This is a genomic window from Isoptericola sp. NPDC057391 (assembly GCF_042668085.1).
Lineage (GTDB): Bacteria > Actinomycetota > Actinomycetes > Actinomycetales > Cellulomonadaceae > Isoptericola.
Window position 1 is genome coordinate 1 of sequence record NZ_JBHVBO010000151.1, and the last position, 10358, is coordinate 10358.

6 protein-coding genes are annotated in these 10358 nt (G+C 77.5%); 1 reads left to right on the top strand and 5 read right to left on the bottom strand.

What is annotated here, in order from left to right:
* Nucleotides 1-38 precede the first annotated feature (38 nt).
* The 5 genes from ACFUVW_RS16345 to ACFUVW_RS16365 form a co-directional block, all read right to left on the bottom strand.
* Nucleotides 39-731, bottom strand: coding sequence for a regulatory protein RecX (locus tag ACFUVW_RS16345; protein WP_430572374.1), 693 nt, complete (start codon nt 729-731; stop codon nt 39-41).
* A 154-nt stretch (nt 732-885) separates the two neighbouring features.
* The gene (gene recA, locus ACFUVW_RS16350; RefSeq protein ID WP_430572375.1) at nt 886-2004 is read right to left on the bottom strand and encodes a recombinase RecA; all 1119 of its coding nucleotides are present in this window, start codon (nt 2002-2004) and stop codon (nt 886-888) included.
* Nucleotides 2005-2162: 158 nt separating this feature from the next.
* The gene (locus tag ACFUVW_RS16355; protein ID WP_430572376.1) at nt 2163-3107 is read right to left on the bottom strand and encodes an MBL fold metallo-hydrolase; all 945 of its coding nucleotides are present in this window, start codon (nt 3105-3107) and stop codon (nt 2163-2165) included.
* Nucleotides 3104-5170 (bottom strand): alkaline phosphatase family protein, encoded by a 2067-nt coding sequence (locus ACFUVW_RS16360; RefSeq protein WP_430572377.1) that lies wholly within the window; start codon nt 5168-5170, stop codon nt 3104-3106. The genes ACFUVW_RS16355 and ACFUVW_RS16360 overlap by 4 nt, the downstream gene beginning before the upstream one ends.
* A 48-nt stretch (nt 5171-5218) precedes the next feature.
* Complete coding sequence (locus ACFUVW_RS16365) at nt 5219-5452, bottom strand: DUF3046 domain-containing protein (RefSeq protein ID WP_430572378.1); 234 nt, start codon at nt 5450-5452, stop codon at nt 5219-5221.
* Between the two features lie 209 nt (nt 5453-5661).
* On the opposite strand from ACFUVW_RS16365, the gene ACFUVW_RS16370 reads away from it, so the two are divergent.
* On the top strand, nt 5662-10358 hold a 4697-nt coding region (locus tag ACFUVW_RS16370), incomplete at its 3' end, for a DEAD/DEAH box helicase (RefSeq protein WP_430572379.1).

The window sequence follows — 10358 nt, forward strand, 5'->3', positions numbered from 1 at the left end:
GTCGCGGCGCGAAGGGCGGGGCCCCTGGGGTGGCTCGGTCAGTCGTCGGCACCCGGGTAGTCGTCGTCGAGGGCGTCCTCGCCCTCCTCCGCGAGGGCGTCGCGCACGACGCCGAAGGAGACGCCCGGCGCGTAGCCCTTGCGCCCGAGCGCGCCGACCGCGCGGCGCACGCGCACGTCTCGGTCCAGCCCGCTGGTGCGCGCCACGTGCTTGCGGGCCAGGGCCAGCGCTGCGGTGCGCTCGTCGTCGGGGTCGACCTGCTCGAGCGCGTCGGCGGCGATCTCCTCGGCGATGCCGCGCCGGCGCAGCTCCATCGCCAGTGCGCGCCGCGAGAGGCCTCGCTCGGCGTGCCGCGTGCGCACGAGCATGTCGGCGTACGCGGCGTCGTCGACCAGGCCCACCTCGTCGAACCGGTCCAGCACCGGGCCCACGACCGCCTCCGGGTAGCCCTTGCGCGCGAGCGACTGCTCGAGCTCCGCGCGGCTCTTCGGGGCGGCCGTGAGGATCCGCAGCAGCGTCTCGCGCGCCTTCTCGGTGGCGTCCTCGACCGTCAGCTCGCCGGCCTCGAGCCGCTCGGCCACCGTGCGGCGCGGCTGACGGCGGCGTGACCCGCCGCTGTTCTCCGACTCGTCGTCCGAGCCGTGAGCCGGCCCCGCCTCCGAGCCGTCCGACGACCAGCCGTCGCCCGCTCCCCGCGCGCCACCCTGGCGGCGGCCGCGACGCTTCCCCACGCCGCGACCGCCCGGGGCAGTATCCCCCGAAGTCACGAGCCTCCTCCCCCGGCGACCGCGACGAGCACGGCTCCGGTCGGGCCGGCGGTCACCGGCGCAGCCGCGACGGGGGCGGTGACGGTGCCGGTGCCCATGCCGGACCTGCCGGCGCCCGTCAGAACGGCGCCTTCTTGCCCTTGGCGCCCGCCTTGGCAGCCGGTGCCGGATCGACGGCCAGCCCGGTCGCGGAGCCCGCGGCGCCCTCGACGGGAGCCTCGGCCGCAGGGGCGTCGAGCTTGGCGCCGACGCCGAGCTTCTCCTTGATGCGCTTCTCGATCTCGTTCGCCAGGTCGGGGTTGTCCCGCAGGAACGCCCGGGCGTTCTCCTTGCCCTGGCCCAGCTGGTCGCCCTCGTAGGTGAACCACGACCCCGACTTGCGCACGAAGCCGTGCTCCACGCCCATGTCGATGAGCCCGCCCTCGCGGGAGATGCCCACGCCGTACAGGATGTCGAACTCGGCCTGCTTGAACGGCGGCGCCATCTTGTTCTTGACGACCTTGACGCGGGTGCGGTTGCCGACCGGCTCCGTGCCCTCCTTGAGGGTCTCGATGCGGCGGATGTCCATGCGCACCGAGGCGTAGAACTTCAGGGCCTTGCCACCGGTGGTGGTCTCCGGCGAGCCGAAGAACACGCCGATCTTCTCGCGGAGCTGGTTGATGAAGATCGCCGTGGTGCCCGACGCGCTCAGGGCACCGGTGATCTTGCGCAGCGCCTGCGACATCAGGCGGGCCTGGAGGCCGACGTGGCTGTCGCCCATCTCGCCCTCGATCTCGGCCTTCGGCACCAGCGCCGCGACCGAGTCGATGACGATGATGTCCAGCGCGCCGGAGCGGATCAGCATGTCCGTGATCTCCAGGGCCTGCTCGCCGGTGTCCGGCTGCGAGACCAGCAGGGCGTCCGTGTCGACGCCGAGCTTCTTGGCGTACTCCGGGTCCAGCGCGTGCTCGGCGTCGACGAACGCCGCGATGCCGCCGGCCCGCTGCGCGGCGGCCACGGCGTGCAGCGCGACCGTCGTCTTGCCGGAGGACTCCGGGCCGTAGATCTCGACGACCCGGCCACGCGGGAGCCCCCCGATGCCGAGGGCCACGTCGAGCGCGATCGAGCCGGTGGGGATGACCTCGACGGGCGCGCGGCCCTCGTCGCCGAGGCGCATGACCGAGCCCTTGCCGAAGCTGCGGTCGATCTGGGCGAGCGCGGCCTCGAGTGCCTTCTCGCGGTCTGCCGTTGCGGGCATGTCGGTCACCTTTGCGTTCTGGGCGCGGCGGCTGCGCGCCGGCGTTCGTGGCTGCGTGCTCATGTTGTCGTCGACCGTACGTGCCGCCACCGACACGGTGGGGGCGGCCCGTCGCGGCTGTGGAGGACGACGTCCGAGGACCCTCCTGGGGGCAGACTCTACCCGAACACGTGTTCGAGGGCGTCGTCGTCCCCGGGCGTGTCGCGCCACGACCCGCCGGGCCGCAGGACCACCACGCGCACGTCCGGCGCCGCCCGGCGGCAGGCCGCCGCGAAGGCCTCCCCGGCGTGGTCCATCCACCCGCGCGGCAGGTGCTGCCCGCCCGGCACGTGCAGCGTGCCCCAGTGCACCGGGACCGCCACCCGGGGCCGGACCTCCGCGCACACCTCGGCCGCCCCGCGAGGGCCGAGATGGCCGCCCGAGAGCCGCGGGCCCCAGCCGGACACGGGCACGAGCGCCACGTCCACCCGCCCGCCGGCCAGCTCGCGCACGCGCCCCACGCCCGGGTAGTGCTCCGTGTCCCCCACGGCCCACACCGTCGCGCCGGGCCCGCGCACCAGGTGCCCGCTCGCGGCGTTCGGACGGTGCGGCATCGGCCGGTCGCCGTGCACCGCGGCGGTCAGGCGGACCTGCACGCCCGCGACGTCGTGCCACCCACCGTGCTGCGGGGGATGGTGCGCGACGTCATGGCCGGGCGGGTGGCCGGGCGGGTGGCCGGGCAGGTGGTCGGGCGGGTGGCCGGCCGGCACCGGCGGCAGGTCGAGGCCGACGCCGTGCAGGCCCTTCCCGCGCAGCCAGCGGGCGTTGGCGGGCGCCGTGAGCACCGGCACGTCGCCGAGCAGCCGCAGCGAGCCCAGCTCGGCGTGGTCGTGGTGCAGGTGGGACAGCAGGGCGGCGTCGGCGCCCCGCCAGGCCTCGGTGTCGGGGCGGTCGCCGCGGCGCCGCAGGAGTCCCGCGTGCCGCCGCAGCAGGGGGTCGGTCACGACCCGGGCGGTGCCCCCGCCCGCGCGCGGCAGGTCGACGACGACGGTCGAGTGCCCGAGCCACGTCACCCGGAGCCCCGACCCCCCGGCGGGGTCGCGCCCGCCCGGCGCCGCGCTCACGGCCCGTCCCGCAGGCCGAGCGCGGCGAGCCAGGCCACGAGCCGCCGGTGCACCGCCTCGGCGCCCACCAGCACGCGGGCACCGTCCACGTCCTCGCGCTCGTCGTCGGGCACGACGAGGTCGGCCGGGTGCAGCAGCAGGGCCTCGCTCTGCGCGCCGCCGAGCCCGCCGTGCGAGCCCACCAGCCCCTCGAGCGCGTGCACCCGGCCCATCGGGCCGACCGCGGACACCACGACGAGGTCACCGGCGTCCTCCAGCCCGGCGAGGCGCAGCAGGTCCGCGCGGGCGCGCGACCCGTAGCCGGCCAGCGGGTCCCGACCGGTCACCCGGCCGGTCGCCAGGTCGTGCGACCCGAGCCGCCCGCGCGCCACCGGCCCCTGCGCGCCGCGCACCACGACGAAGCCGACGGCCGGCGACTCGACCAGGCCTGCCACGAGGGTGGGCCACCGGGCCGCCACCTCCGCGGCCGACAGCCGGCGCGGCTCGCGGCAGAACCACACCATCCCGAGGTTGCCCGACCCGATCACCTCGACGGCGGGAAGGTCCGTCCGCCCGGCGTCGCGGTCCGGCCCCACCAGGAGCCGGCCGTCGCCCTCGCCGTCGCGGCGCAGCGCGTGCAGCGCGGTGTTCGCCGGGCCCCACGCCTCGCCGTCCGCCGTCTCCCCCCGAGGCGGGGCGGGGATCGCCATCAGCCGGTGCACCTCGTCCGCGAACGACCGCCCCACCACCTGCTCGAAGGTCGACCCCAGGGACTGCCCGTGGTCCGACACGACCACCGTGCGGTAGCGGCGCGGGGCGCCGCGCGCGATCTCTTCCCACAGCCCGACCACCCGGTCGAGCCCCTCCAGCGCGCGCAGCGCCTCCGGCCGCAGCGGGCCGGCATGGTGAGCGATCTCGTCGTAGTCGACCAGGTCCACGCACACCACGGGCGCTCCGCGCACGAGCTGCTCCGCCACGAGCGACGTGTTGAGGTCGCGCAGCAGCACGTTGGTCACCGCGCGCAGCACCGGGTACCACCCGCGTCGCGCCACGCGGGGGCGCACCCCGCGCACCACCTGCTGCCACCCCTGGTACACCTCCTTGAGCGCCTCCCCGACGGTGCCGGCCACCGCCCGCACCAGCACGAACGGGCTGGAGAAGAAGCGGACGAACAGCGGACCGGGCCCCAGTCCCTCCGCCGCGCGGCTCATCACGAGCAGGCTGGTCGGGGCGTCGCCGGAGAACATCGTCGACACCGCCACGCCGCCGTCGGCGAGCAGCCCGCGGCCGTCGGAGGCCGACCGCTCCACCTCGGCGGCGTCCGCCGGGCGGTTCGTCACCACGAGGCGCCCGAGGCGCCGGGACCACCACCGGAAGGCCGGCACCGCGTCGCTGGTGCCGTGCAGCAGGCCGAGGGTGCTGGCCGGGGTGGTGCACGGCACGCGGGCCCACCACGACTCGAGCCGGTGGCTGCCCGAGCCGAGCCACCGCTCCATCGTGGGCACGAGCCCCGCCTCCAGGGCGTGGTCGAGCGTCGGCCGGGCCACGCCGTCGAGCATGACGACGAGCACGCCCGGGGGCCGGTCGTCCGCGCCGCCCCCGTCACCGGTGCCGTCGAGGGCGCCGGCGCGGGTCGCCCGGCGCGGGAGGCCGGCACGACGGCGGGCCCGGCGCAGCAGGTCGCCGACGACGTACGCGTTGTCGCGCGCCCCGACGACCCAGTGACCGCACGCCATCACCACCGCGGCGACGAGGAGCACGGCGAGCACGTCCGCCCACGAGTCGCTCGTCACTCCCGGCAGGAACGTCAGCGCGGCCCAGACGACCAGCACCTGCGCGGCGAGGCCGAGCAGCAGCGCCACGACCGCTCCGCCGGCCCGCGCGAGGCGCCGCAGCGGGGCCCGCAGCAGCGCGTCGCCGAGGCCCACCACGAGCGCCGCGAGCAGCACGTCCCACGGGGAGGCCACGCCCACGCCGTCGACCAGGGCGATCGCGACCCCGAGCCCGGCGGCCGTCGAGGCCAGGGACCAGAGCGCGGCACGGACGTCGACCACCGTCACGAGCGGGGGACGGTGGTCGCGCATGGCGCCATGATGCCCCGCGGGCACGACGTCGGCGCGGGCGACGGCCCGTCAGCGCGCGGGCGGCGCCTGGCGGCGGTCGTCGCGGCCCCAGCGGTCCGGCTCGGGAACGTCGAGCGCGTCGCACAGCGCGTGCCACACGTCGCGGGGCTCGAGGCCCGCCTCGAGCGCCTCGGCAGGGGTGCGGCCGTCGAGGCGGGTCAGCACCTGCTCGCGCACGAGAGCACGCCCGTAGGCGGGCCCGAAGACCTCGTCGACCAGCTCGGCGAACTCGCGATAGCGCACGCCCCCAGCCTCGCACGGCCGGGAGGGTGGTCGGCACGCCGGACGCCGCGGCCGCACGGCACGGCACCGCACGGCACGGCACCGCACGGCACGGACGACCGCTCGTCCTGCGGGCTGTCGGTGCCCCCTGCCAGGATGACGAGGTGGTCGTCCCCCCGTCCGGCAGCCCCGCCGATCTCACTGCCGACCCTGCCGTCGGGCACGACGGCGTGCTCGAGCGGTTCGGCCCCGCGACGCGCGCGTGGTTCACCGGGGCGTTCGCGGCGCCGACGGCTGCCCAGGCCGGGGCCTGGGACGCGATCAGCTCCGACCGGCACGCGCTCGTCGTCGCCCCGACCGGGTCCGGCAAGACCCTCGCGGCGTTCCTCTGGGCGATCGACCGCCTCACGACCACACCGCCGCCGGAGCGCCCCCGCCGCTGCCGCGTGCTGTACGTCTCCCCGCTCAAGGCGCTCGCCGCCGACGTGCAGCGCAACCTGCGCTCTCCCCTGGCCGGTATCCGGCAGGCCGCCGCCCGCGAGGGGCTCACGGTCGAGGAGGTGACCGTCGGCGCCCGCACGGGCGACACCCCGGCCTCCGAGCGTCGTGCGTTCGCCACCCGGCCGCCGGACGTGCTGGTCACCACCCCCGAGTCCCTGTTCCTCGTCCTCACGTCGCAGGCCCGCGCGGGCCTGGCGGGCGTCGAGACGGTCGTGCTGGACGAGATCCACGCGGTCGCGGGCACCAAGCGCGGCGCCCACCTGGCGCTGAGCCTGGAGCGCCTCGACGAGCTGCTCGACCGGCCGGCGCAGCGGATCGGGCTGTCCGCCACGGTGCGCCCCGCGCAGACGGTGGCCGAGTTCCTCGCCGGGCACCGCGCGCCCGAGGACGGCGGCCGCGAGGTCGTGGTCGTGCAGCCCGCGGCCAGCAAGAAGTGGGCGATCGACGTGGTCGTGCCCGTGCCCGACCTCGCGGACCTCGACTCCGGCGGGGTGCCGGACCCGCAGGACCGGACGACGGACCCGACGACGACCCCGACGACCGACCCGACGACGAACCCGGCGGGAGGCGGCGGGCTCGGCGACGAGGAGCTCGACCTCACGGGCGACGCCGTCTCGCCCCTGCGCCGCGCGTCCGTGTGGCCCCACGTCGAGGAGCGGGTGGTGGACCTCGTCGCCGACCACCGCTCGACGCTGGTCTTCACCAACTCCCGCCGGGGCGCCGAGCGTCTCACCGCCCGGATGAACGAGATCTGGACCGAGCGCTCCGGCGTCGACCTCCCGGCCCCGGGCACGCAGTGGCCGGCGCAGGCGCAGGCGCAGTCGGGCGCCTCGGTCGGCCTCCCGGACGGCGACGGCGCCCCGGCGCTCGCCCGCGCCCACCACGGCTCGATGAGCCGCGTCGAGCGCACCCGCACCGAGTCCGACCTCAAGGCGGGCCGGCTGCCGGCCGTGGTCGCGACGTCGTCCCTCGAGCTCGGCATCGACATGGGCGCCGTGGACCTGGTGGTGCAGGTGGGCGCGCCGCCGTCGGTCGCGAGCGGGCTGCAGCGCATCGGGCGCGCCGGGCACCAGGTGGGCGCGGTCTCGCACGGCGTGGTCTTCCCGACGTTCCGCGGCGACCTGGTGCCCGCCACCGTGGTGGCGCAGCGCATGCGCGCGGGCGAGATCGAGCACCTGCATGTCCCGGCCAACCCGCTGGACGTGCTCGCCCAGCAGGTGGTGGCGGCGCTCGCGACCGACGACTGGCAGGCGGACGACCTCCTCGCCGCGTTCCGCCGGGCGCACCCGTTCCGCTCGCTCGGCGACGCGACCTGGCGGGCCGTGCTCGACATGCTCGCCGGCCGCTACCCCAGCGAGGAGTTCGCGGAGCTGCGCGCCCGGATCGTGTGGGACCGCGCCACCGGCCGGCTCTCCGGCCGGCCCGGCGCCCTGCGGCTCGCCGCGACCAGCGGCGGCACCATCCCCGACCGCGGGCTGTACGGCGTCTACCTCGCCACCGAGGCGCCCACCTCCGGGTCGCCGGCGGACGGGGGCGGCGGGGTCGGCACGGTCGACCGGCCCCGCGGCGGCAAGCGCGTCGGCGAGCTCGACGAGGAGATGGTCTACGAGTCGCGTGTCGGCGACACGTTCACGCTCGGCTCGTCGACCTGGCGCATCGAGGAGATCACCCCGGACCGCGTGCTGGTGACGCCGGCGCCCGGCCTGCCGGGCCGCCTCCCGTTCTGGAAGGGCGACTCCCCCGGCCGTCCCGCCGAGCTCGGCCGCGCCGTGGGCGCGTTCGTGCGCGAGACCGACGCCCTGCTGGCGGACGACGAGGAGCGCGGCACCGCGCGCGGCCGGGACGTGCTGCGCGACGCCGGGCTCGACACGTGGGCCGCGGACAACCTCGCCGCCTACCTGGGCGAGCAGCGCCGCGCGACGGGGCGGCTGCCCGACGACCGCACCGTCGTCGTCGAACGGTTCCGCGACGAGCTCGGCGACTGGCGCGTCGTGATCCATTCCCCGTTCGGGGCGCCGGTGCACGCGCCGTGGGCGCTGGTCGTCGCCGCGCGGCTGCGGGCCCGGTACGGCACGGACGTCGCGGCCATGCACGCCGACGACGGGATCGTGCTGCGGCTGCCCGACGCCGGCGACTCCGGCTGGGACCTCGGCGGGCCCGGGTGGGGCGGCGACGGACCTGCCACCCACGGCGACGCCCCCGCCGTCACGGCCGAGGACCTGCTCGTCGACCCCGACGAGGTGCTCGACGCGGTGCGCGAGGAGCTCGGCGGCTCGGTGATGTTCGCGGCGCGCTTCCGCGAGGCGGCCGCGCGGGCGCTGCTCCTGCCGCGGCGTCGTCCCGACCGGCGGCAGCCGCTGTGGCAGCAGCGGCAGCGGGCGTCTCAGCTGCTGCAGGTCGCGTCGCAGTTCCCGGACTTCCCGATCATGCTCGAGGCCGCCCGCGAGTGCCTGCGCGACGACTTCGACGTCGCGGCGCTCACCGACCTCATGCGCGACCTGCAGGGCGGCCGGGTGCGCCTCGTCGAGGTGACGACGTCGACGCCGTCGCCCTTCGCGCAGGCGCTGCTGTTCGGCTACACCGCCCAGTTCCTGTACGACGGCGACGCGCCGCTCGCGGAGCGGCGCGCGGCCGCGCTGTCCCTCGACCCGGACCTGCTCACGGAGCTGCTCGGCGAGCAGGGCGCCACCCCGCTCGCCGACCTCCTCGACCCGGGCGCCGTGGAGCGCACCGAGGCCCAGCTGCAGGCGCTGGCGCCGGACCGGCAGGCGCGCGACGCCGAGGGCCTGTGGGACGTGCTGCGCCGTACCGGGCCGCACCCGGTCGCCGCCCTGCGGGAACGCACCCGGGAGGAGTCCCGCGAGCGGGTCGAGGAGTGGCTGGCCGACCTCGAGGGCGCGCGCCGCGTCATCCGGGTACGGCTCGGCGGCCGCCCGGGCGACGACGCCGAGCAGTGGGCCGTCGTGGAGGACGCCGGCCGGCTCCGCGACGCCCTCGGCGTGGCGCTGCCCGTCGGCGTGCCCGAGACCTTCACCGAGCCGGTGCCCGACCCGCTCGGCGACCTCGTCCGGAGGCACGCCAGGACGCACGGGCCGTTCCCCGCCGTGGACGTCGCGCGACGGTTCGGGCTCGGCATCGCGGTCGTGACCCAGGTGCTGTCCCGGCTGGAGGCGGCCGGTGCCGTGGCGCGCGGGGCGCTGCGGCCGTCGTCGCTGGGCGGCACGGGCGACGAGTGGTGCGACCCAGAGGTGCTGCGCACGCTGCGGCGCCGGTCCATGGCCGCGCTGCGCGCCGAGGTCGAACCGGTGGAGCCGGAGTCGCTCGGCGTCTTCCTGCCCCGCTGGCACGGGATCGGGGTGCGGGTCGGCGGCGCCGGGTCCGGCGGCGGGGCGCTGCGCGGCGCGGACGGCGTGCTGCGGGCGGTGGAGCAGCTCTCGGGGGCCGCGGTGCCGGCGTCGGCGCTCGAGACGCTGGTGCTGCCCGCCCGCGTCTCGGACTACTCCCCCGCCGTGCTCGACGAGCTCACCACGGCCGGCGAGGTGCTCTGGTGCGGGCACGGCCGGCTCCCGGGCTCCGGCGGCGGGGACGGCATGGTGAGCCTGCACCTCGCCGACGGCGCGCCGCTCACGCTGCGCGACCCCGACCCCGTCGACGAGGGCGGGCCGCTCGACACGGACCTGCACCGGGCGGTGCTCGACCTGCTCACCGGCTCGGGCGGGTACTTCCTGCCACGTCTCGCGGAGCTCGCGGACGCCAGCCAGGCGGCCACCCTCGACGCGCTGTGGGACCTGGTGTGGGCCGGCTGGGTGACGAACGACCGCCTGGGTCCGCTGCGCGAGTCGCTCGGCGGGTCGTCCCGGCGGGGCGGCGGGGCGCACCGTGCTCCCGCGGCCCCCGGCCGTGCCCGGCCGGTGCGGCCGTCCCGCTTCGGGATCGCACGCCCGACGTCGGTCGCCGCGGTCCCGCGGGCCGGCGGCGGCCGCTGGTCCGCGCTGCCCGCCGTGGAGCAGGACCCGACGGTCAGGGCCCACGCCCTCACCCAGGTGCTGCTGGAGCGGCACGGCGTCCTCACCCGCGCGGCCGCGCCCGCCGAGGGCGTGACGTCCCGCTTCCGCGACGTCTACCGCGTGCTGCGCGTGCTCGAGGAGCGCGGCGCCGTGCGGCGCGGCTACTTCGTCGAGGGGCTGGGCGGCTCGCAGTTCGCCCTGCCCGGCGCGGTCGATCAGCTGCGCACGGACGCCGCCGACCGCGCCCGCGCCCGGGACGCGCTCGCCGAGGGCGACGGTGTCGGCGGGGCAGGGAGCGGCCGCGCCGAGCCGGGCGCCGTCCTGCTCGCCGCGACCGACCCGGCCAACCCGTACGGGTCCGCCGTCGCCTGGCCGCGCGGGGCGGCGTCGGACGCCCGCGCGACGTCGGGGGACGACGG

Bases quoted from the DNA above. Each gene is read 5' to 3' on its own strand.
- ACFUVW_RS16360 (WP_430572377.1), bottom strand. From the start codon at position 5,170: ATGCGCGACCACCGTCCCCCGCTCGTGACGGTGGTCGACGTCCGTGCC.
- recA (WP_430572375.1), bottom strand. From the start codon at position 2,004: ATGCCCGCAACGGCAGACCGCGAGAAGGCACTCGAGGCCGCGCTCGCC.